At 41.0% G+C, this 22,528-nt stretch carries 17 protein-coding genes and 1 other RNA gene; 2 read left to right on the forward strand and 16 right to left on the reverse strand.

Annotation, left to right across the window (positions count from 1 at the left end):
* Nucleotides 1–32 precede the first annotated feature (32 nt).
* The 3 genes from NFR29_RS04665 to NFR29_RS04675 all read right to left on the reverse strand — a co-directional run bounded on the left by NFR29_RS04665 (nt 33) and on the right by NFR29_RS04675 (nt 2,449).
* On the reverse strand, nt 33–332 hold the full coding sequence (locus tag NFR29_RS04665; protein ID WP_251423967.1) for a helix-turn-helix domain-containing protein: 300 nt from the start codon (nt 330–332) through the stop codon (nt 33–35).
* A 348-nt stretch (nt 333–680) separates the two neighbouring features.
* On the reverse strand, nt 681–2,042 hold the full coding sequence (locus tag NFR29_RS04670) for an MFS transporter (protein WP_251423970.1): 1,362 nt from the start codon (nt 2,040–2,042) through the stop codon (nt 681–683).
* A complete protein-coding gene (locus NFR29_RS04675) occupies nt 2,039–2,449 on the reverse strand; it encodes an RrF2 family transcriptional regulator (RefSeq protein WP_251424051.1) in 411 nt (136 codons plus the stop codon). The genes NFR29_RS04670 and NFR29_RS04675 overlap by 4 nt, the downstream gene beginning before the upstream one ends.
* 136 nt (nt 2,450–2,585) lie before the next feature.
* Here NFR29_RS04675 and NFR29_RS04680 point away from each other — a divergent pair, with 136 nt between their 5' ends.
* Together NFR29_RS04680 and NFR29_RS04685 are read left to right on the forward strand one after the other, a co-directional pair.
* The gene (locus NFR29_RS04680; protein ID WP_251423973.1) at nt 2,586–3,953 is read left to right on the forward strand and encodes an NCS2 family permease; all 1,368 of its coding nucleotides are present in this window, start codon (nt 2,586–2,588) and stop codon (nt 3,951–3,953) included.
* 298 nt (nt 3,954–4,251) lie between these two features.
* On the forward strand, nt 4,252–5,694 hold the full coding sequence (locus tag NFR29_RS04685; RefSeq protein WP_251423976.1) for an amino acid permease: 1,443 nt from the start codon (nt 4,252–4,254) through the stop codon (nt 5,692–5,694).
* 55 nt (nt 5,695–5,749) lie between these two features.
* Here NFR29_RS04685 and vapC read toward each other — a convergent pair whose 3' ends face one another.
* The 13 genes from vapC to hemQ all read right to left on the reverse strand — a co-directional run bounded on the left by vapC (nt 5,750) and on the right by hemQ (nt 22,485).
* Complete coding sequence (vapC, locus tag NFR29_RS04690; RefSeq protein ID WP_277612505.1) at nt 5,750–6,145, reverse strand: type II toxin-antitoxin system tRNA(fMet)-specific endonuclease VapC; 396 nt, start codon at nt 6,143–6,145, stop codon at nt 5,750–5,752.
* 5 nt (nt 6,146–6,150) lie between these two features.
* The gene (gene vapB / locus NFR29_RS04695; RefSeq protein WP_251423981.1) at nt 6,151–6,381 is read right to left on the reverse strand and encodes a type II toxin-antitoxin system antitoxin VapB; all 231 of its coding nucleotides are present in this window, start codon (nt 6,379–6,381) and stop codon (nt 6,151–6,153) included.
* Between the two features lie 160 nt (nt 6,382–6,541).
* Nucleotides 6,542–7,666 (reverse strand): cation diffusion facilitator family transporter, encoded by a 1,125-nt coding sequence (locus NFR29_RS04700; RefSeq protein ID WP_251423984.1) that lies wholly within the window; start codon nt 7,664–7,666, stop codon nt 6,542–6,544.
* A 124-nt stretch (nt 7,667–7,790) separates the two neighbouring features.
* Entirely contained in the window at nt 7,791–8,915 is a 1,125-nt protein-coding gene (locus NFR29_RS04705) for an RluA family pseudouridine synthase (protein ID WP_251423987.1), read from the reverse strand.
* Nucleotides 8,916–8,983: 68 nt separating this feature from the next.
* Nucleotides 8,984–11,569, reverse strand: coding sequence for a 3'-5' exonuclease (locus NFR29_RS04710; RefSeq protein ID WP_251424018.1), 2,586 nt, complete (start codon nt 11,567–11,569; stop codon nt 8,984–8,986).
* A 17-nt stretch (nt 11,570–11,586) separates the two neighbouring features.
* A complete protein-coding gene (locus tag NFR29_RS04715) occupies nt 11,587–11,835 on the reverse strand; it encodes a hypothetical protein (protein WP_251424021.1) in 249 nt (82 codons plus the stop codon).
* 1 nt (nt 11,836) lies between these two features.
* Nucleotides 11,837–12,433, reverse strand: coding sequence for a recombination mediator RecR (gene recR, locus NFR29_RS04720; RefSeq protein ID WP_251424026.1), 597 nt, complete (start codon nt 12,431–12,433; stop codon nt 11,837–11,839).
* Complete coding sequence (locus tag NFR29_RS04725) at nt 12,434–12,763, reverse strand: YbaB/EbfC family nucleoid-associated protein (RefSeq protein WP_251424029.1); 330 nt, start codon at nt 12,761–12,763, stop codon at nt 12,434–12,436.
* A gap of 100 nt (nt 12,764–12,863) precedes the next feature.
* Nucleotides 12,864–15,455, reverse strand: coding sequence for a DNA polymerase III subunit gamma/tau (gene dnaX / locus NFR29_RS04730; RefSeq protein ID WP_251424031.1), 2,592 nt, complete (start codon nt 15,453–15,455; stop codon nt 12,864–12,866).
* A gap of 379 nt (nt 15,456–15,834) precedes the next feature.
* Nucleotides 15,835–15,934: signal recognition particle sRNA small type (gene ffs, locus NFR29_RS04735), an RNA gene on the reverse strand.
* 102 nt (nt 15,935–16,036) lie between these two features.
* Nucleotides 16,037–20,620 carry a glutamate synthase large subunit gene (gene gltB / locus NFR29_RS04740; RefSeq protein WP_251424032.1) on the reverse strand — a complete coding sequence of 1,528 codons (4,584 nt, stop codon included), beginning with the start codon at nt 20,618–20,620 and terminating at the stop codon, nt 16,037–16,039.
* Nucleotides 20,621–21,019: 399 nt separating this feature from the next.
* Nucleotides 21,020–21,469: a hypothetical protein gene (locus NFR29_RS04745; protein ID WP_251424035.1), complete on the reverse strand. Its 450-nt coding sequence runs from the start codon at nt 21,467–21,469 to the stop codon at nt 21,020–21,022.
* Nucleotides 21,470–21,753: 284 nt separating this feature from the next.
* Nucleotides 21,754–22,485 (reverse strand): hydrogen peroxide-dependent heme synthase, encoded by a 732-nt coding sequence (hemQ, locus tag NFR29_RS04750; protein ID WP_251424037.1) that lies wholly within the window; start codon nt 22,483–22,485, stop codon nt 21,754–21,756.
* Nucleotides 22,486–22,528 lie beyond the last annotated feature (43 nt).

Consider the following 22,528-nt stretch of genomic DNA (forward strand, 5'->3'; position numbering starts at 1 on the left):
AGTCTTATTATAACAAATTCAAAGAATCAATTCTATAGTAAATTAATACGATCCGCGTCGTCCGATACTAATGTTACGGCCTTACAATGCGATGGATAGGCCCAATACCCATTAGGCCCTTCAAAAAATAGAGATAACGGTATATGAAGTCCTTCTGTCATGCGACAGAGCGTAGTAAACCGAGGGTCGATAGTCCCCTTTTCTAGGCCACTAACGTAAGGTTGCATGAATCCTGTAGTACGGGCTAGTTCTTTTTGCGTCAAATTTAAGTGCCTACGCCAAATAAGGAGCAATATTCCTAAATGATCTAACTTCGTTTGCATCAAGTCCATAGTACCTCCTCTAATTACACCAAACAGCCTATCTATAGATTAGTATACGTCGTTTTCTCTATAAGTTGAGTACATTTTGAAGATGTATATGGCTATGGAAAAATCGTCACTGTCTACATCGACAAGCCCTAATATTAACGGCTATGTTATAAGCAAGATTAACGATTTGTAAGGCTTATCCATTGGTATATTACAAAAAGAGATGGTTATAAGCGGAAATAGTCGGAGATAATCAGGGACTCAATGTAGATTTAGTGTCTTATGCCTTCCCACATCTCTCAAAATAGAACCTTACAAGCAAAAATTCCGAGCAACCTTTTGGTTACTCGGAATACAATCAATCGAATATTACCCTTTATGGTCATAGGCGTTCGATAACTTAAGCGCTTTCGCTCCCAAGTAGAGCAGCAATAAGGCAGACAATCCAAATACAAAGGGATAGCCTAGCCAAGTAGATACGACGCTGGCAAATACAGGCCCTACCATAGATCCAAATTGTTGTGCCGTCGTAGTCATACCGAACATGCGCCCTCTAAAGCTAGGGTCCGTATTAATAGTAATGGCTGCACTTAAAGATGGGTTAATACCAACAATGAAACAGCCAATAATAACTTGTAATATGCCGAACCACCATACTCCTAAAGGCATACTTTGAAGTAGCAACACAATACCACTGCCCATCATGCAATAGGAGATAGTTTTAAAATAACCTTTTTTCTCACCTACACGAACCCAAACATTTGTCGTCAAAGCGCCCGCAATACCGCCAATACTAAGTATTGTACCAGATACGATAGCCGCCTCGTCCATAGTGCCTTGCATAGATCCAATATAGAGCGCCAAAATCGGTTGTACCATGAGCATAGCGCATTGCATAAAGAAATAAATCCATAACAATCGCACTAGCACAGGATTATTCTTAACTAGTTTAAAATCATCCCATATCGATGTTCGCCCTGTATCTTCTTTAAGGACTTCTTTTTCATCATCTGTAGGGACTACGTGTTTCACGTGTTTTGACGCCGTTTGATGGTTCGCATTAGCTGGTAAATCTTTCGTATAAGACTTTGTCCGATCCACCCCTTCGGTGATGGTCATTTGTGGTTCTTTCACAAAAATCCATACTGCCAATGTAGCTAAGAACACCGCGGCACCAGCGATAAAAAACACAGGCCGCATGCCAACGAGACTTTCAGTAGCTCCTCCTAGAAAAGGACCTACTACATTGCCCAGGACAAGACCGATTTGGAAAATACCGAGTGCCTGTCCCACTCGTTTCTCCTCTACACTAAGGGATACCATCGTCATAGCCGCCGGATAAAAGCCATTAGCAAACCCTTGAAAGGCTCGGGCAATTAACAACTGCCACTGATCCGTTACAAAAGCAATCATAATATACGATAAAGCGATGGCCACCCCTGCTCGGATAGCCATCATTTTTTTGCCTCGATTATCGGCAATCTTCCCCCAAATAGGAGCCATAATGCCCGCAATGAGGAACGTAATGCCAAAGACAAGCCCCGACCACAGCGCTACTTCATCATGGTTCACACCCAATTCCAATAAATAGATGGGTAAAAATGGAACGATCATGGTGTAGCAAATGGCGAGGACCGTCATACTGATCGTAATGATCCACACATTGCGCATACCGCCGCGACTGTTATCGTCCATAAGGACGCGATTACTATCATCTATAGGTCGACTCATAATGTTTGATCCATTACATCTTGTAGCGACACGCGTTCCATCACATGGCGGAATTCATTTTGTAAATGTTTCCATAGTGGTGCCGTCAAGCAATCATTAAACATTGGACATGGTTCTACATCGTCTTCTAAACAAGATACGAGAGCGATGGAATCTTCGGCAGCATATAAAATTTCATATACATTATATTCCGCAGGACTCTTCACCAGCCGATAACCGCCGTATTTACCCCGTCCACTCTTAACAAGACCTGCTGCAGACAAGCGAGCTACAATACCTTCTAAATATTTATCTGAAAATCCTTGGCGTTCTGCAATTTCACGGATAGGCACATTTTTTTCTGTTCCATGTTCTGCAATATCCGCCAGGATACGCAAGGCGTAACGCCCTTTTGTGGAAATTTTCATCATACACCTTCTACTATAATTTTCAATATATTATTAGTATATCATAAATTCATACAAAAAATGTGATGAAATATGGTACACTAGAAAGTATCCCATGATTGTTTTGTTCTTTTTAATTTCATAGGAGGATTATCTAATGTTAGATAAGTTATTTGCGCTCCGTGAACGTAATACGACGGTAAAAACAGAGATTTTAGCTGGCATTACAACGTTCATCACAATGGCGTACATTCTATTTTTAGCACCAAATATCTTAAGCCTTGCAGGCATGGATAAAGATGCTGTTCTCATTGCTACTGCTTTAGGGGCGGGCCTTGTAACGATTGCTATGGGCCTTTTCGTTAATTATCCTATCGCGTTAGCGCCAGGCGTTGGCCTTCTAGCCTTTTACGCCTTCACCGTTGTACTCGGTATGGGCATCGCTTGGCAAACAGCATTGGGCGCCGTATTTATTTCAGGCCTTGTATTCCTCGTCCTTACATTGACATCGGTGCGGCAAATGATCGTAGAAGGCATTCCGTCCTCTATGAAAGTAGCCATCACCGTTGGCATTGGCTTATTCATTGCTATTATTGGCCTTAAATTATCTGGCCTTATGGCTATTTCCATTAGTTTGTCTCCTAACTCTTTAGGTCAAGTTGTACAAACCCATGGCAATATGGTGCCACCAGCATCCGAAACATTACTAACACTAGGTAATTTGCAAGATGGTAACACATTATTAGCTTTATTTAGCTTAATTTTTACATCTCTTTTGATGGCTCGCAATGTGCAAGGTTCTTTATTGATCGGCGTTATTGTGACTACTATTATTTCCTATATGACAGGCTTATCTACATTGCCTGACAATTTCCAAGTCTTCGCTGTGCCAGATTTTTCTAAAGCAGCGTTCTTTGAACTGGACATTCCTGGCGCCTTACATTTAGGCCTCATTACAATCATTTTCTCCTTCACTTTCGTGGAACTCTTTGACTCCATGGGTACCCTTATCGGTACAGCTACGAAGGCGAATATTGCAAATCCTAAAACAGGATCTTTCCCAGGCCTTGGTAAAGCTATGACCGTAGACGCCCTCGGTGTAAGCGCTGGTGCACTGTTAGGTACATCTACTATTACGGCTTTCATTGAAAGCGCCGCTGGCGTAGGCGCTGGTGGTCGTACAGGCTTAACAGCAGTGACGACAGGAGTATTATTCTTAATCTGTTTATTCGTAGCACCGCTTGTACTATTAGTGCCAACAGCGGCTACCTCTCCTATCCTTATCTTAGTAGGTGCATTAATGCTTGGCGCTATTAAAGAAATCAACTTTGACGATTGGACTGAAGGTTTTCCAGCGTTCTTAGTGATTACATTAATGCCCTTTACTTACAGCATTGCGAATGGTATCTCTGCTGGTTTAATCGCTTACCCACTACTTAAAATCGTAGCGGGTCGACCGAAGGAAGTAAATTGGATTATGTATGTACTCGCTATTCTAGTAGCGATTCGTTATATTTTCTTCTAACCAGAATCGGTTCATTTGTAAACGCTCTAATTAATCCCCGTACAGCTTAGTGTTAGGCTGTACGGGGATTATTATTTTACCCTCCTGATGTTTACGGCAATTATATACATTCATTCACTTGTATCCCCTATTAATTGTCCACTGTAAAAATACATTTGACATTTAGTAATAGATATTATAGAATAAAACATATTTTTTAGCCTAGTAAGACACGAAAAGCTATGGATACCCATAGCTTTTTGTCGTTTCATTGCTAAGCAGTGTTAGTTGTAAGTATTGTTAGAAAAGAGGTTCTACTATGTCGACACATAACCAGTTGAAACGGGGCCTCAAGAACAGACACGTTCAGTTGCTCGCCATCGGCGGTGCCATCGGAACAGGTCTATTCTTGGGCTCTGGCCGAGCCATTCACTTAGCCGGTCCATCCATACTCTTTGCCTATTTAATTACCGGCATTATTTGTTTCTTTATTATGCGAGCTTTAGGGGAATTACTATTATCTAATTTAAATCATCATTCCTTTATCGACTTCGTAGAAGAGTATTTAGGCGATCGAGCAGCCTTTATTACAGGCTGGACATACTGGTTTTGCTGGCTTTCACTAGCCATGGCAGATTTGACAGCAGTAGGCCTTTATATGCAGTACTGGATACCGTGGCTCCCGCAATGGGTGCCAGCCTTGCTAGTCTTAATCGCTTTATTGCTGATGAACTTAACGGCAGTAAAGCATTTCGGCGAAATGGAATTTTGGTTCGCTATGATCAAAGTCGTCGCCATCGTATCTCTCATTATTATCGGCCTTATTATGATTTTCACAGGCTTCACCACCGACGTAGGAGCTGCGGCATTTAGCAATTTATGGAATTACGGAGGATGGTTCCCTAACGGGACTATGGGATTTATCTTATCCTTCCAAATGGTCGTATTTGCTTTCACAGGTATTGAGCTAGTAGGCCTCACAGCAGGAGAAACAGAAAATCCGGAAAAAGTAATTCCTATGGCTATTAATAACATTCCATTGCGCATTATTTTATTCTACATTGGCTCCTTAGCCATTATTATGAGTATTTACCCGTGGACAGCTGTTAACCCAGCAGCCAGTCCATTTGTAGCTATCTTTGCAGCTGTAGGTATTACGGCAGCAGCAGGTATTGTAAACTTCGTTGTTCTCACATCTGCTGCATCGGCTACAAACTCTGGTATTTTTAGTACAGGCCGTATGATTTACGCCCTAGCCAAACGAGGCCATGCACCGCAATCGATGCGCCGCCTTACCCACAGCAGTGTTCCATATCAAGCGATTATCTTCTCTGCTGCGGTACTGCTCATTACAGTAGTTCTAAACTACGTTATGCCAGAAGCCGTGTTCGTTATGATTACATCTATCTCTACATTCTGTTTCATCTTCATTTGGGCCATGATGGTCATTTGCCATATGAAATATAGAAAGCAAAATCCTGAACTAGCTGCACAATCAACATTTAAAATGCCACTATACCCAGTGATGAACTACATCATCCTTGCTTTCTTTGTATTCATTCTCGTTATTTTGGCATTAAACGAAGATACTCGCATTGCTTTATTATTTACACCAATTTGGTTCATCATTTTATGGGCCTTCTACTCCATGTTAAATACAGACGATACAGACGCTTTAAGCGAAGAAATTATCGACATGGCTGGTGTGAAAGAACATTATAAAAAACAACAAGCAGAAGATCACGATAATTATACGATTTAAAAAAAATGCCCTACATACTTCTTATGTAGGGCATTTTAATGTAAAAATTCTATCATTATCCTTTTGTCCAATCTTCAATCTGTAGCTGACTGACTCTCGCAAATTCTCGACTATTATTGGTTACAAGAATTAAGTCATTAGCTCTAGCATGTCCTGCAATTAGCATATCCATAATGCCTATGACAGTTCCAGCAAGTTCTAATTCTGCACGTATTTTTCCATACTCCTCTGCTGCAATACCATTAAAATCAAGAATTTGAATAGATGATAATAACAAAGATAATGCCAGTCTATTTTTATCTTTGTAGGTACTCTTTTCAACACCATGAATTAATTCTGCATACGTTATAGAGGAAATACAAATATCACTAGGTTTATGTTTTCTAAAGGCTTCAATTACTTCCATAGGTTTCTGTTTTATTGCAAAAATACATATATTTGTATCGAGCATATATTTCACAGAGAATCACGCTCCTGTCGATCATTCCCTACTCGCCCATCATTCATAAAATCATCTGTAAACATGGAGAGCCCTGCAATAAATCCTCCCCACTCATCATTTTTAGGAACGAGCATTACAATATTTCCTACTTTATTGATAATCACTTCATCCCCATCAAATCGGAACTCTTTTGGCAATCGTACAGCTTGACTTCGTCCATTTTCAAATAATTTAGCAGTCAACATAAGAAATCACCTCCTTATCATCAGTATATATCAAAGTATATATCACTACAAGAAGATATTAAAATTGATACAGCAGGATCTCATATAAACATAAATAAGACGGCTTAATATAACCGTCTTATTTATGTAACTATTTTATTGTTTCTAATTAATTCTGTCACTAATTACTAAAATCCACATCCACAATGGCAAATTGTGTATAGTCTGGGTATCGTTCTTTCATAGCCGCTTTAATGAGTTCCAATGTACCATATGGATCTTCTTCGTCAAAGTTAAAAATAATGTCATAGTAAATAACTTTTTCTTTAAGTTTTACATAAAAAGCATGGACTTGAACAACATTTGTATATAAGCTCAATACTTGGTCTAAAGCTTGGCGAATGGCAGATACTTCAACGCTAATTTCATTTTCTGCATATATGCCAACGGTCATAGCGATGCCAAATTTTTTATATAAATGAACGGCAATGCCTTTCAAGAGTGGGTGAATTTCACCAGCCGTTAAATGTTCTGGTACAGAAACATGAACAGATCCGACGGTCTCACCAGGGCCATAGCTATTTAAAATTAAATCGTATACACCTCCTACTTGCGGGTGCATAGCGATGGTTTCTTTAATTTCTCGCACTAAATTATCATCCGCCCGAATACCCAACAATTTATTGTACATCTCACGGAGGATTTCAAAGGCCGTTTTCAAAATAAAGAAAGAGATAATAGCCCCCACATAGCCTTGTATATCAATATTTAGAAAATATACGAGGCCTGCGGATACTAACGTAGCAAAGGTAATGACTGCATCAAATAAAGCATCTACACCAGATGCAACGAGCGCATCAGATCTGTATTTTTCACCTTGTGCCTTCGTATAGCGCCCCATGATGACTTTCACAATGATGGCTGCTGCAATGATGACTAGTCCAGGAATATCAAAAACAGATGGTTCAGGGTTGAGAATTTTATCAATTGACTCCTTAAGTGACATGAACCCTGCCGTCAAAATGATGAAAGCAATGGCCATGGTCGTCATATATTCAGTGCGCCCATGACCGAAAGGATGTTCCTTATCAGCCCGTTTCGAAGCTAACTTCGTACCAATAATAGTCAGTACCGATGATAAAACATCTGTTAAATTGTTTACCGCATCAAGGATAATAGCAATGGAATTAGATGCAAAGCCTACAAATATTTTAAAGCCTACCAGCACTGCATTCCCTAATATCCCTTTAACACTAGTCATAGTTATGGCTCGATGACGTTCCACACTACGTTCTTCTAAAATCATAATGCACCTCTTACATAGTCCCTTTATAGATTAATATAGACATCTTAGCATATATTTCCATATCTATGTAGTGATTTTAATGATATAGTTCATAGAATCTATATATAATAAAAATTTCTAATAACTAAACCTCTACAATCATCCGATCCCCTGTGCGTATGTGGTCAAAAACGACCTTTGTTGCACGCAATTGGAATGAATTTTCTGTCATTTGTCCACCGTATAAGCTATCCCCAACGAGAGGATGTCCACAGTGACTGAAAGCAACGCGAATTTGATGTGTTTTGCCAGTCCACAAGCGGATTTCCACTTTTGTACAACCAGAAACACTAGTATTTATCTGTATTTCTAAACCTTGTAACGTCGAGTCGATATCGTCATTTTTATGGCGTCTATAGGTATTACCCACAGCACTTGTAAAGTTATCCACCGACTTATCCACATTATCCACATCTGCACCATCATTGTCCACAAAGTTATCCACAGCTAGTTCCATAGGTGTATCTTCACCGTGCACAATCCCACTCTTTCGCTTATCATTTTTTTTGATAACTCTGTATTCAGTACGCGTCATAACCCCCGACTCGTGTACTTCGTAATGAATACCATCAGCGCTACGACGCATAGGAAGTTCTAATAAGCCTCCTTCTGTCGATAATAAACCGTCTGTACTAGGTATAATTCCTTCTACAATGGCTGTATACCACTTCTCAAAGCGATCATCATCCATCTGTTGCTGGTATAAACTTTGGGCTAACCCACTTTTAGCGATGACGATACAACCTGTTGTATCTCGATCTAAACGATTTAAAAAACGTACTTTTCGTTTAATACCATGTTCTCGAAAATAATGAGCTACACCATTAGCCAACGACACTTGGTTTGGCGAATTTACCGTCACACCTGCTGGTTTATCAAGGATAAGCAAATCATCATCTTCATAGACAATCTGTAGATCCATCGCCACCGGTTCATAGTCAATTTTTTCTTTCGCCATCGCAATCCATACTTCGCTGCCTATAGCAACCTCTGTTTTCGGTGTTGCCTTGTGTCCATCCACATGGATTAATTTCTCATCAAAGAGCTTCACCATCGCTTTACGAGGATACAATGTGTCTAATAGAGCCCCTAATAGCACAGTAGGGGTTTCATATTGAGAAGCTTCTTTTGCATCGCTCTGCACACGTTCTATATGCGCTTCTGTAACAGTCCACACTATATCATCTGGTCTCTGTGTTTTTCGTGCCATTAGAGGCTCCTTTTCTATACATCGTTTACTAACTATCGTTTAATAAATACGTTCCATTAACTCATTATTTAATATATACGTTCCACTAACTGTGGATCTCGAGGCAAGTAGTTAAGGAATGCGCTCGCCTCTGTCCCTTGTCCGCGCTGGGACTCACGAGTATAGGTAATAACTAGTTCTTCTTTTGGCCGCGTAATAGCTACATAGAACAATCGTTTTTCTTCCTCTTCATTGCCTTCTTTTAAGGCCATAAAGCTAGGGAATACACCTTGGTTCATGCCTGCCAAAAAGACGTGGTCAAACTCGCTACCTTTCGATTGATGAACTGTAATAATCGGTATGCGGTTATCGCCTTTCAGCTGTTGCTGTGGTTCCCCTGCAGTTAAAGCAGCCAATTGTAAAATATGGTTCAACCGAGCCAAACCAGTAGTTCCTTGGTATTCCTTATCGAGACTTTCCATAATTCGGTACAATTGGCGAATATATTGAACCTTAGCCATTTCGCCGTGGGATTTATAGTACTCCAGAACACCCATTTGATTCATAATATAGGCTAACAATTGCGTCGGATTTTCCCGATGCATTTTCCCCCGCAAGGTCGCCATTTGCGACGCAATAGTGGTAAAAGCTGCTTTATATTGATTAATGGCAACCATGCGATCCGTCGTAGTAGGAATGATATTTTCTCGCACAGCGTAAATCAACAATTGGGCTGTCGCCAAAATATCATCCATAGCATTATGCGTCGGTTCATGATGAATCGGAAAATGATTAGCTAAAAATCCTAACTTATGATTTTCCAAATTAGGATAGAATCGTCTAAATATATCTAATGTATCATATACAGCCTTACATTGCAGTTCTCCTAAATTATGACGTGCTAATTCATGATTTAAGATGCTAATATCATAATTTACATTATGCCCTACAATAATATGATTATGTGCGAACTCTTTAAAATCTCGAAGTACTGTTGATGGATTTTCTCCGTATGCTTGCAAATATTCATCCGTGAAATGATGAACTAATGCAGAATCCCCTACAGGGCGACCAGGATTAATGAAACGCTCAAAGCTATCAACAACGTTTCCATCTTTGTCGATACGGATTGCTGCCATTTGAATGATTCGATCTTCTGTCGTATCAGTGCCCGTACTTTCTACATCAAACACAATTACATCGCCATCGAGGCCTTCTACTAGTTTTGCATAGGGCTCCGCTTCAAAAATAGGCATATCCATAAAATCCGTCAACTTCAAGCCTACTTTACGGATGCGTGGGCTTTCAATATCCCGAATACGGGCTTCACCAATACCGGCAACGTAACGTTTAATGATTCGCTTCGCACTAACTGAGTCGTTCGGATTCATCAACAATTTAAAATAGGCCATAATATCTTTGATTTCTTGACAGCGGAAAAATTTATACTCGTCAATAATCATAAACTCGCGCCCTTGTTCGGGCCCTTTATCGGCATTATAACGAGCAAATAACTCGCTTAATCGCTGGGCTTTTCGATTATCTCGAACGAGGACCGCAATGGACGCATCACGAGGCAAAGCACAAATGGAATCGTAAATATAGTTAGCCTCTACGTATTCATTACGGCACCCCCTTACAAGGACAGGATTTCCACTGTTCTCTGCGTGCGCCCGTGGCAATTCATGGTACACGGAATTAACGAGCTCAGGGAACATGTTCTGCAACGTTTTAAAAGCGGTCGTAAAGAGGGTTCGATTGGACCGATAGTTCTCATAGAAGATGACTTTCACAGGGTCGAAATCGCGAGCGAAATCGGCCAGTAAACGGAACGGATCTGATCCGCGCCATTCGTAAATGGTCTGGAAATAATCGCCACAGAGCAACACGTAATTGCCTTCCCAAAGCATTTCCATTACTTTGTATTCCAAAACGCCAGTATCTTGCATTTCGTCCACCGCAATATACTTATAGCGACTGCGCCAACGCTCTCGCACTGTTTCATCTTGAAAAAGGCGATGTACACCGCAAATGAGATCCGTAAAGTCTACGCCGTGAACAGATTGCAAGCTTTCATCATAACTGGCAATCCACTGATACCCCACTTGCCAGAAATTGTTGAGAGCCTCCACCAAGGTATGATTGAAATGTTGGAACAATTTCTCTACCGCTTTAGCCTCTTCCTGGCGAAGGCGTTCAATAGTCCGTTTATAATCATCACTGCTGCGATCTGAATAATAACTATAAAGAGATCTGTATTCTTTCACAAGGGCAATGAGATTGGCAAAGTTAATGTCCCGCATTTGGTTCGGTTTAAAAGGCATATAAAGCTCTTTACAATCTTCTTCATCAAAAATAGTCACATCTGTATAAAGTGATTCGTCTCGTTTACCCTCTTGTTGTAACACGTAAAAACAAAAGCTGTGGAACGTACTAATCTCCACAGCTTTCCCAGCGTTCCCCACCAAAGATTGAATACGCCCTTTCATTTCATTGGCCGCCTTATTAGTAAAGGTCATGCACAAAATTTCATGGGCCTCACTGCGGCCACTATCAATAATATGGGCCACCCGGTGCGCTAATGTATTCGTTTTTCCCGTCCCTGCGGACGCCAACAAGAGGATATTGCGGTCTAATTCATCGATAACGAGCTGTTGTTGACTATTAATAACCATACTATCCTCCTCTTAGATTAGAGCCAGTAATATATAGCGGCTAAGATCATCGGAATTGGGCCAAAGAGAACTGTTAAGGACCAAATACCGAGGCCAATATCCATAGGAATATTGAGAATATTCACACAAATCCAATACGTAGCAAAGCCAGTTACTAAGTTCCAAAAGACTTTTTTCAATGTAAAAAATGTCATTTTGAAAGCTACAATAGCCACTACAATGGCAATGACAGTTGATACGATAGGTGATGCTAATAAGACTTCCATATTATCCCTTCATTTCTTGACGATTCACAACGGCGCCACCTAAGGTGAGTTCATCGGCATATTCAATATCCCCACCAACAGGTACACCTCGTGCAATACGTGTTACTTTAATGCCACTAGGCCCTAATAAACGAGCCAAATAAAGAGCGGTCGCTTCTCCTTCCACATCAGGATCGGTAGCGAGGATGACTTCCTCTACACTGCCATCGCGAAGGCGACTAATGAGCTCTTTTATGCGAATATCTTCTACGCCAATACCTTCTAAGGGAGACAACGCCCCTTCTAAGACGTGATACAACCCCTTATAGTCACCGCTTCGTTCGAGAGCAATAACATCGCGCGACGTTTCTACAACCATGATGGTCGTCTTATCGCGATTTGGATTACTACAAAATTCACAAGGATCTTGGGCGGATAAATTAAAGCAAATAGAACAATGGCGAGTAGCCCCTTTTGCTTCCACAATGGTTTCTACTAAGCGGTCTACCTCTTCTTGAGGCATTTCCACTAAATGATACGCCAAACGTCGTGCCGATTTAGATCCAATCCCCGGTAATCGTCGTAATTGTTCTACGAGCCGTTCTAATGCATTTGTCATTTAGAATAAACCTGGCAAGTTAAGACCACCCGTTACTTTGCCCATTTCTTGCGCTAACAAGTCATCTACTTTTTTACTTGCTTCATTAACAGCAGCCATGATTAAATCTTCTAACATTTCTACATCCTCTGGATCCACGGCAGAAGGATTTAATTTCAATGACTCTAATACTTTTTCACCATTCATCACCACTGTTACAGCGCCACCTCCAACGGAAGCCTCTACAGTGCGTTGTTTTAATTCTTCTTGCATTTTTTGCATATCAGCCTGCATTTTTTGAACTTTTTTCATCATGCCTGCCATATTGCCCATACCTTTATTACCAAACATCGTTGTCTCCTTTATTTACATCATAACTATTCGTTTAACTATATACTTTTATTTTACACTTTATCATGCAAATATACACGCTATAGTGCAATGCTACATCTTATTCTTCGATGACCTCTACAATAATATCGTGGTCTTCTGAAAGCTTCTCTAATGTAGTGGCTAAGAGGGGATTATTTTTCTCCTCTTCACTCAAATTCGCAGGATCCCAAGCGTACTCTCGTTTCACTGTCACCGAATCAATAGGTTCAACAGTAACGATTTCATCGGTTTCATTTGCAGTTATATCATTATGTGCTGCAACATTCCCGCCTCTATCATTGGCATCTGCGTCATTCGACTTTGGGACAGATTCTACCTCTACCGTCATACCGCTATCCATAGGACGGCTTACGACTTCTCCATCGTCAGTAACGACTTCGATGGTACTTAAACTTTCTACTGGAAATTCGTCACTATCATCAAATACATACTCTCCACCGTCCCCCTCATCCAAATCAGGTTGAGGCTTAGCTCCACCAACGCTAGAATCATTGACAGAATCATGAACAGCTTCACTCAATGCAGGGGCGCTCACAGGGCTACCATCAAATCCCGTAATAGGCACGTCCTCTGTTGTGGGTGGTGTAATCCCCCTTGCTGCTAAGGCGGCTAACGCTGCATTCTTAGCAGAAACACGGGCTTCGCTGTCAATGCCCCCACGGACAGTATTGCTGTTATTATCTGTAGGCGCTACAGAACGACCTTCATTGACAGCTGTTGGAGAGTCTTCCAATAAATTCGTCGACTCTGGCGGCGGACCTTCTTGTACCACTGGCTGCGGTGCAGCTTGTTTTGGTGGTACTGCTCGATTATTTTTAGCACCGCTTGCTTGTTTATATTCTTTATAAATAGGCGTCAATGCATCTACGATTTCCACATACACAGGATATCCTAAAGCATATTGGAATGCTAAGGCCACAATATGTCGATTCTCATCTTTCGCTAATAAATTGAGGTGCAACTTATTTTTGAAAGCCATAACAGCTTTCTCTCGATCCACATAAATTAGTTGGCCTTGCCCTAACACGGAGGAATGCATAGATTGATTGCTATCACGCAAATATTTTATCACATTGCCTTGCATGTTTCTATATTCGCCAGCGCTGACCATGGTATCGCTAATCGTTGCCACCTGAGAGATGCCTGACTTCTTCCCTCGACCTCTAGCCGATGAAGTTCTATTTTGCGTCGTTGACGCTTCGCCTCTACTCATAGGGGGCGGTATCATACCTGTTCCACCATTCATCGGTGGTGGCATCATGCCCATGCCACTGTTCATAGGTGGAGGTGTCATACCCACTCCTCTATTCAGAGATGGTGGTGTTATACCTGTAACGCCACTATGCATGGATGTTGTCCCTATAGCCCCCCCATTCATTGGTAGCTGAGCCATATTGGTGTTCATTACAGAAGGTGAGGGAACTGTATACCCACCTGGTGGAAAAGCCCCCATAGCAGGTCCTTGGCTTTCTAATTTCGTCAATCGATTGAGCACTGCTTCTCGTTCTTTGCGCTCTGCCAGTTCCAGTGCATGTAAGCGCTCATCAATATCCGTCTCAACCCTACTAGTGCCGGCAGCCAAAACGAGCAATCCCATTTCAATAATCGTACGCGGATTATCGACTTGTTTCGCATCGTTACTAATGTTCTGCAAACTTTTGATATACTGATTAATCTCTGTAAAATCAATACGCTCTGCTTGAGTTGAAAATTCGTCACGGAACGAATCATATACTTTCAACTCGTCTGCATCTGGCGCCACTTTCGCAATGAGAAGCATGCGCAAATGTTGAATCAAAGCCTCCATAATTTGAGCCCCATCACGACCTTCGCTAAGGGCTTGCTGCAAGCACCGTAACACTTCTGCTCCGTCCCCACTATGGATAGCCTCTAAAAATTGAATAATCCAATCTTTGCTAACAAGACCAATTAACTCTTCTACTACAGCTGGCGTAATATCACCAGTTGCCATGCCAACACATTGGTCTAATATACTCAACGCATCCCGCAAACCACCGTCAGCATGAACGGCAATAAGGCGAGCTGCATTTTCATCTAATACGAAACCTTCTTCATGAGCTACGTATTGCAATCGTTTCGCTATATCGTCAGAAGTAATACGACGGAATGTATACCGCTGACACCGAGAAATAATCGTTACTGGCAATTTTTCAATTTCCGTAGTAGCAAAGATAAACATCACATGATCTGGCGGCTCTTCAATAGTCTTTAATAAAGCATTCCAAGCCTCATTAGTAAGCATATGGGCTTCGTCGATGATGAACACCTTTTTTCGCCCCTCTACAGGCATAAAGCGAACGCTTTCACGGAGAGAACGAATCTCATCAATACCACGATTCGATGCGGCGTCAATTTCGAGCACATCCATAGATTGACCGCTCAAAATCGATTTACACGCAGCACATTCATTACACGGATGGTCTGTGGGACCGTGTTCACAATTGATAGCACGAGCAAAAATCTTAGCCATACTCGTTTTACCAGTGCCGCGAGGACCAGCAAACAAATAGGCATGCGCCACTTTGTCATCTCGAATAGCGCGCATCAACGTATGACTAACCTGATCTTGACCGACCACATCTGTGAAAGTTTGAGGACGGTACTTCCGATACAACGCGATATATGCCATGTGAACACCTCCTTTGCAAATCGCAATATTTACCACGAAAAACTAATAATAATTATTATAACACTAAATGACGATTCATTGCACGGAGGGGAGTTTTTCTTTCCCCTTCCCTTTCTATGTATGAATAAACTATTTATAAACAAAAAGAAGGAAGTTCATCAAATCGACGAGCTTCCTTCTTGTGGTCGAAATAAAAGAATTTTGAAAGTTATATAGAGATTTTAAGTCAATGGTATTAAGCAAGTATCTAGGATATAAAGAGTAGATATATATGTAGCAATTTTAGTGTAGCAGAACACTTCATTATGCCTCATTAACTATATACACAAAAAGCACCCCTAAGGGTGCTATATTTGATACTTACAATACTCGATCACGACAGCCCCCGGGTTCCCCGTGGCACATGAAGGTTACCGCTTAGTGCTGCTACCTCTCAGTCCTGACACGATTCACAGGCCTCCATTGCACAGGCCCGAGGACTGCCATGATCCAATATTGCAATACTCATATTATACATGAAAAAGCCTCTACAGTCAAAGCTGCAGAGGCTTTCATAAAAGTCATCACACGTTTATATGTTGTTAATTAGCATATTTTTCTTTAAATGCTGCTAACTGTGCATCTTCCAATGACAATCCGTCATTCATGAATCGCTCAATAGCATTGTGCATATCTTCATAAGCTACAGGCACAACTTTTGTAAATCGGTGAGTAAAATTATTCCAGTTCTCAAGGATATGACGACCTTTAGGAGAGTTGGTATGCAATACGTGTTGCTCTACTAGTTCTTTAATGCGTTTCAAATCATCATCGTTGGCGCTACGCAATTCTACAAGACCAGCATTGACATATCGTTCATCGCAATCGAGGATATATGCATAACCACCGGACATACCAGCCCCAAAGTTACGACCGATTCTGCCTAATACAAGCACTTCACCACCAGTCATATATTCACAGCCGTGATCGCCAACACCTTCTACAACGGCAGTAATACCGCTATTACGAACGGCAAAACGCTCACCTGCAACGCCGTTAATATAAGACTTACCGGAGGTAGCTCCATAGAACGCCACATTACCAATAAGGATATTTTCGTCCGCCTCAAAAATAGATTGACGCGGTGGATATACGGTAATCGTACCACCAGACAAACCTTTACCGAGGTAATCATTAGCATCCCCTTCTAGTTCAAGGGTCATACCTTTAGGGATGAAAGCACCAAAAGACTGTCCGGCAGAACCTTCAAAATTGAGTTTAATCGTATTCTCTGGAAGGCCGCTTTCACCATATTTACGAGTTACTTCAGACCCTACTAAAGTGCCTACCACACGGTTAATATTCGTAATGGCTAATTTTGCACGAATCGGTTTTTGCTCTTCAATGGCAGGACGACACATGCGAAGCAATTTAGACATATCCAATGTACGTTCTAATTCATGATCTTGGTCATGTTCATGCATATGGCCTACCGACGCATCTACATATGGATGGAATAGCACTCGTTTTAAGTCGACGCGAGATAATTTAAAATTATCGTCTTGTGATTTTTGTCGTACTAAATCAATACGACCTACTAATTCGCGAACAGAACGAATACCTAAACGAGCCATAATTTCACGCAACTCACGAGCAATGAAAAGCATCAGATTTTCTACATATTCTGGTTTGCCAGCGAAACGAGCACGCAATGCTTCATCTTGTGTAGCCACACCGTAAGGGCATGTATTTAAATGACATACACGAGCCATTTTACAGCCTACCGCCACGAGCGGTAATGTACCAAATCCAAATAACTCAGCCCCTAGCATAGCCGCAATAGCTACATCAAAACCAGTCATCAATTTAGAATCTACCTCTAATTGAACGCGATCACGTAAGCGATTGAGCATCAATGTTTGGTGTGTTTCGGACAAACCTAATTCCCATGGTACACCAGCATGTCTTACAGATGTACGACCAGCGGCACCAGTACCACCATCATAACCAGAAATTAAGATATTATCTGCTTTCGCTTTTACTACGCCAGCAGCAATGGTTCCTACGCCAGCTTCGGAAGTCAATTTAACAGAAATGCGAGCGTCTTTATTAACGCATTTTAAATCGTAAATAAGCTCCGCCAAATCTTCGATAGAATAAATATCGTGATGTGGTGGTGGCGATACAAGTTCTACACCAGGCGTAGAATGACGAGCTTTTGCGATGTCTGGATACACTTTTTTACCTGGCAATTGTCCACCTTCACCAGGTTTAGCACCTTGCGCGCATTTAATTTGCAGCTCTTTTGCATTCACGAGATAATTTGCTGTCACCCCAAAACGACCAGATGCGATTTGCTTAACCTCTGAATTCATGCTATCCCCATTAGGCAATGGCGTAAAGCGCGCCACGTCTTCGCCCCCTTCACCGGAGTTCGACGTAGTGCCTAAGCGATTCATAGCAATGGCAATCGTCTCATGCGCTTCTTTACTGATAGCCCCATAGCTCATAGCGCCCGCTTTGAATCGTTTAACAATGGACATTTCATCTTCTACTTCTTCAATAGGAATGCCACCGCCAACAGGATAATTCAATTCCATCAACGAACGCAATGTAACATGATAATCATTGCGGATGGCTTTAGAATATTCTTTGTATTTTGCGTAATCCCCTGTAATCAAGGACTCTTGCAAGAGATCAATGGTTTTTGGATTAAATAGATGCTCTTCCCCATCTTTAACAGGACCATACCAGCCGCCTGGTTCAAGAACTGTTTCATCACTGTTGAAAGCTCGATTAAATCTCGCCAATGCTTCTTGTGCAACGCCACCTAAACCGATACCGCCGATACGTGTAGGCGTATTAACAAAGAATTTATTAATGAAGTTCGTATTTAATCCTAAGGCTTCAAAGATTTGTGCACCATGGTAAGAACGGACTGTAGAAATGCCCATTTTAGACATAACTTTCATAATGCCGCTCACGGACGCCTTAATGTAATTTTCTTCTGCTGTTTCTAAGGAAATATCACCTAAGCGTTTCCGTTCATGTAAATCTTTCACGGTTTCTAATGCTAAATATGGGTTAATAGCAGTTACACCATAACCGATCAATGTACAGAAATGATGTACTTCTCTCGGCTCACCGGACTCGAGAATTAAACCGATTTCTGTGCGCAATACTTTGCGAATCAAATGGTTATGCACTGCTGCTACTGCCAGTAAAGCAGGGATAGGAGCATGGTTCTCATCCACACCGCGGTCAGATAAAATCAATACATTTTGTTCTGTACGAGCTGCTTCTTCCGCCTTTTCGCAAAGCTCCTCCAAGGCATCGCGCAAACCTTCAGGACCCTTTGTTGGGTCGAATAAAATCGGCAATGTTACTGATTTCATACGACGACAATCGAGCGCTTTAATAGAGGCTAATTCTTGATTCGTCAAAATCGGCGTCCGCATAGACAAGGCATAAGTACCCGCCTTATTTGGCTCTGTTAAATTACCGGAATTACCGAGCATCACACGAGTGGATGTAACCATTTCTTCTCGAATGGAATCAATAGGCGGATTCGTCACTTGTGCAAACATTTGCTTAAAGTAGTTATATAATAATTGCGGTTTATCCGACAAAATCGCTAGTGGCGCATCGGCACCCATAGCGCCCACAGGGTCTTTGCCATCTTTCGCCATGGGGATAATCATACGTACTAAGTCTTCTTGGGTATACCCAAAGGCTTGTTGTTCCTTAAATAGATCCTCAATAGTAGGAATCATGCTTTCATCGGCTTGTGTAATTTCGGACAAGTGAATAACGTGTTCTTTCACCCATTCAGAATATGGCAACTCAGTAGCAACTCGTTGTTTAATTTCTTCGTCAGAAATGATGCGACCTTCTTCTGTGTCGATGAGTAACATTTTACCTGGTTCCAAACGACCTTTGGCACGAATATGCTCAGCCACCTCATCCACGACACCTACTTCGGAAGCCATAATCACGCGATCATCCGTTGTTACATAGTAACGAGCAGGGCGCAAGCCATTGCGATCGAGCACACCACCGATAACAGTACCATCAGTAAAGCCCATAGCAGCAGGACCATCCCACGGTTCCATCATAAAGCTGTTGAACTCATAAAAATCATGTTTCTCTTGGCTCATCAATGGATTTCGTTCCCAAGGCTCCGGAATCATCATCATAATGGCATGTGGTAAAGAACGACCTGTCATATGCAAAAATTCCAAGGTATTATCAAACATTGCCGAGTCAGAACCGCTGTCATCAACAACAGGGAATACCTTTTTAATATCTGGGAACAATGGCGATTCCGCTTTCCCTTCTCGAGCATTAATCCAATTCACATTGCCTCGAATAGTATTAATTTCACCATTGTGCACGAGGAAACGGTTCGGATGAGCTCTCGCCCAGCTTGGGAATGTATTTGTACTAAAACGAGAATGCACCATGGCTAAGGCAGATGTGAAATCAAGATCGCTTAAATCAAGATAGAAATCGCGTAACTGCCCTGGCGTTAACATCCCTTTATAAACAATCGTTTTAGACGATAAGGAAGCAATATAGAAATCACTAGATAATTCTTTACTTAACGGAATAATCCGCTTTTCTGCTACCTTGCGAATGATATATAATTTTCGCTCAAATTCTCTATTATTTGTTACATCAGGACCTTTACCGATGAGAATTTGAATCATCCACGGACGAATGGCGGCCGCTTCTTTACCAACTTTTGTACCATCTACTGGCACTTCACGCCAACCGAGAACAACTTGGCCTTCTTCGCGAACAACGTCTTCAAAAATACGCTTTTGCTCATTGCGAAGCGTTTCATACTTGTGCGCAAAGATCATACCTACGCCATATTCACCAGCAGGCGGCAAATGAATGCCTAACACTTCGCATTCCCGTTTGAAAAACTCATGAGGAATTTGCACCAAAATACCAGCACCATCACCAGTATCTTTATCGGCACCAGCGCCACCACGGTGCTCTAAGCGCTCTAAAATACGCAAACCATCGTCAATAATATCATGTGACTTACGACCTTTAATATTTACCACAAAACCCATGCCACACGCATCTTTTTCAAACTGGCTACTATACATGCCATTTGCTTCTAACACAGCTTGCTCTAAGTGCTGCTGTTCAATAAGGCTATCCATTCTCTCCATATATATGCTCCTTCTCATATCACTTGATATTCCACAATTAGCCCATCTATGAGTACCATTTGTGAAAGTAACCTACCACAATACTTTCTATGAAAGTAAATAGCCCATACCTTCTATGAAAGTAGACCATATCAATCCTACAGATATTTAAATTCTATAGAATATTTTGTCTATACAGAGTATACCAAAGTCCATCGTAAAAAGATAATATAAAAACCGCAATTAATTATGATATAGACTCATAGATAATTGCGGTTTTTGCATTTATGTTTTTTGTATACACCATAACAGTTCAAAATTCTTCCAATATGCTGACAGCCTAACGGCCTGCATAAAGTCAGAATTTTGATTCTGTTATAGCTTTGGAATACTCTATGTACGGCTAAGTGTACCCAGCACTTAAAAGGCTAAATATTCTAACCAATTGTTTTTGGCTATAGACACTTTATAAAAGCTTTCATCGCCATAGAGATAAATATAGATTATATACTGCTCACTTTCATATGTGCGATAATTCCAATATTTCCGTTGCAATGTCCACTCACCTTGCACTGGAACAATGGTTGAAATATCTGAGTGCTGTTCATCTCTTACTATATTAATGGCAACTGCTTTTGATATTAAATTTCGGCGAACTGAATCATAGGGCATTCCCTCTATATGATAGCGATCATGAGGAAAATACTCTTGTAATGCCTGTGTCAATTCAATCCTATCCTTTTGAATCAAATCCTGTCCCCAAAACTTATAACTAGTACCTATAATAGCCCAGAGTATGATAATAGATAAAAAACTCCACCAAAGAATACTATATAGTTTTTTTATATATGACCAAATTATGGATTTCATCTACTACCTCTTAAACCTCACAACCTTTATTTCACATCAAAACTATCCTTCTATAAGCAAGTGAATTAGGTAAATTTCTGACTTTTACAGAATAATCGTCATTCTAAAATTTGTCTTTCATGTTTTTTCATATCTCTTTCAGTATATCATATCTCATGTATCAGTATAAGATAACCCGCATCTACATACAAAAAAGACTACCACATTCAGAGATCTCTCTCTAATATGGTAGTCCTTTCAAACTATGCAATATATAACATGTTAATTAACACATGCCGATTATCTTACGCAAAAATCTCCGCCAACAAAGCGTCATCAATGATAGTGCCTACATAGAAGTCGCTGAAAATGCCGAATCGTGCGCTGGCTTCTTCAAAGCGCATATCGTAAACGATTTTTTTGAATTGAATGTCGTCATTACTGAAGATGGTAATGCCCCATTCCCAATCGTCTAAGCCGACGCCGCCAGTGGTGTATTCAGATAATACTTCTAAATATGGGCGGCCAGTCATGCCGTGTGCACGCATAAAGGCACCGCGTTCTTCTTGAGATAACATAAACCAGTTATCTTGTGCTTCTCGTTTTTTGCTCATATTATAGAAGCAAATGTATTTGTCTTTTGGTACTGTTGGATATAATTTTGCTTCTACTTCTGGCGTATCTAATTTTGCTTTTACATAAGCACTTACTTCTGTCACTGATGTGTAAGAGTAAGTTTGTACTAGTACAGATGCAATAGCTAGACGACGGAATTTACGTTCCCATTGTGCCAACGCTTCTAAGGATGGCGCTAAAATCCATAAGAGCAAGTCACCTTTATAGCCATTCACATCATAGAACGCATAGCTGCCTTCTTTTGCTTGATGCATGGCTTCTAATTCTGCTAAGTATGCTTTTAACTCGTTACGTGCTGCTTCTTTTTCAGCATCGCTAAAACAGTTCCATGCACTAAAGTCCATGGAGAATACCATATGTTGGCTATGCCAGCCTTCTACTGTAGGAATTGCTTTTCCCATTATCATCACTCCTTATCAAAGTATGTAATATATAACTAGTATG

It is taken from the genome of Veillonella agrestimuris (genome assembly GCF_943193065.1).
GTDB classification, from domain to species: Bacteria; Bacillota; Negativicutes; order Veillonellales; family Veillonellaceae; genus Veillonella; species Veillonella agrestimuris.

Excerpts from the sequence above, each read along its gene's own strand:
- vapC (WP_277612505.1), bottom strand. The coding sequence starts at position 6,145 with ATGCTCGATACAAATATATGTATTTTTGCAATAAAACAGAAACCTATG.
- NFR29_RS04725 (WP_251424029.1), bottom strand. The coding sequence starts at position 12,763 with ATGTTTGGTAATAAAGGTATGGGCAATATGGCAGGCATGATGAAAAAA.
- NFR29_RS04715 (WP_251424021.1), bottom strand. The coding sequence starts at position 11,835 with ATGGAAGTCTTATTAGCATCACCTATCGTATCAACTGTCATTGCCATT.
- vapB (WP_251423981.1), bottom strand. The coding sequence starts at position 6,381 with ATGTTGACTGCTAAATTATTTGAAAATGGACGAAGTCAAGCTGTACGA.
- NFR29_RS04745 (WP_251424035.1), bottom strand. The coding sequence starts at position 21,469 with ATGAAATCCATAATTTGGTCATATATAAAAAAACTATATAGTATTCTT.
- NFR29_RS04705 (WP_251423987.1), bottom strand. The coding sequence starts at position 8,915 with ATGGCACGAAAAACACAGAGACCAGATGATATAGTGTGGACTGTTACA.
- NFR29_RS04675 (WP_251424051.1), bottom strand. The coding sequence starts at position 2,449 with ATGAAAATTTCCACAAAAGGGCGTTACGCCTTGCGTATCCTGGCGGAT.
- NFR29_RS04670 (WP_251423970.1), bottom strand. The coding sequence starts at position 2,042 with ATGAGTCGACCTATAGATGATAGTAATCGCGTCCTTATGGACGATAAC.
- NFR29_RS04700 (WP_251423984.1), bottom strand. The coding sequence starts at position 7,666 with ATGATTTTAGAAGAACGTAGTGTGGAACGTCATCGAGCCATAACTATG.
- NFR29_RS04680 (WP_251423973.1), top strand. The coding sequence starts at position 2,586 with ATGTTAGATAAGTTATTTGCGCTCCGTGAACGTAATACGACGGTAAAA.
- NFR29_RS04685 (WP_251423976.1), top strand. The coding sequence starts at position 4,252 with ATGTCGACACATAACCAGTTGAAACGGGGCCTCAAGAACAGACACGTT.
- NFR29_RS04665 (WP_251423967.1), bottom strand. The coding sequence starts at position 332 with ATGGACTTGATGCAAACGAAGTTAGATCATTTAGGAATATTGCTCCTT.
- recR (WP_251424026.1), bottom strand. The coding sequence starts at position 12,433 with ATGACAAATGCATTAGAACGGCTCGTAGAACAATTACGACGATTACCG.
- NFR29_RS04710 (WP_251424018.1), bottom strand. The coding sequence starts at position 11,569 with ATGGTTATTAATAGTCAACAACAGCTCGTTATCGATGAATTAGACCGC.
- dnaX (WP_251424031.1), bottom strand. The coding sequence starts at position 15,455 with ATGGCATATATCGCGTTGTATCGGAAGTACCGTCCTCAAACTTTCACA.
- hemQ (WP_251424037.1), bottom strand. The coding sequence starts at position 22,485 with ATGGGAAAAGCAATTCCTACAGTAGAAGGCTGGCATAGCCAACATATG.
- gltB (WP_251424032.1), bottom strand. The coding sequence starts at position 20,620 with ATGGAGAGAATGGATAGCCTTATTGAACAGCAGCACTTAGAGCAAGCT.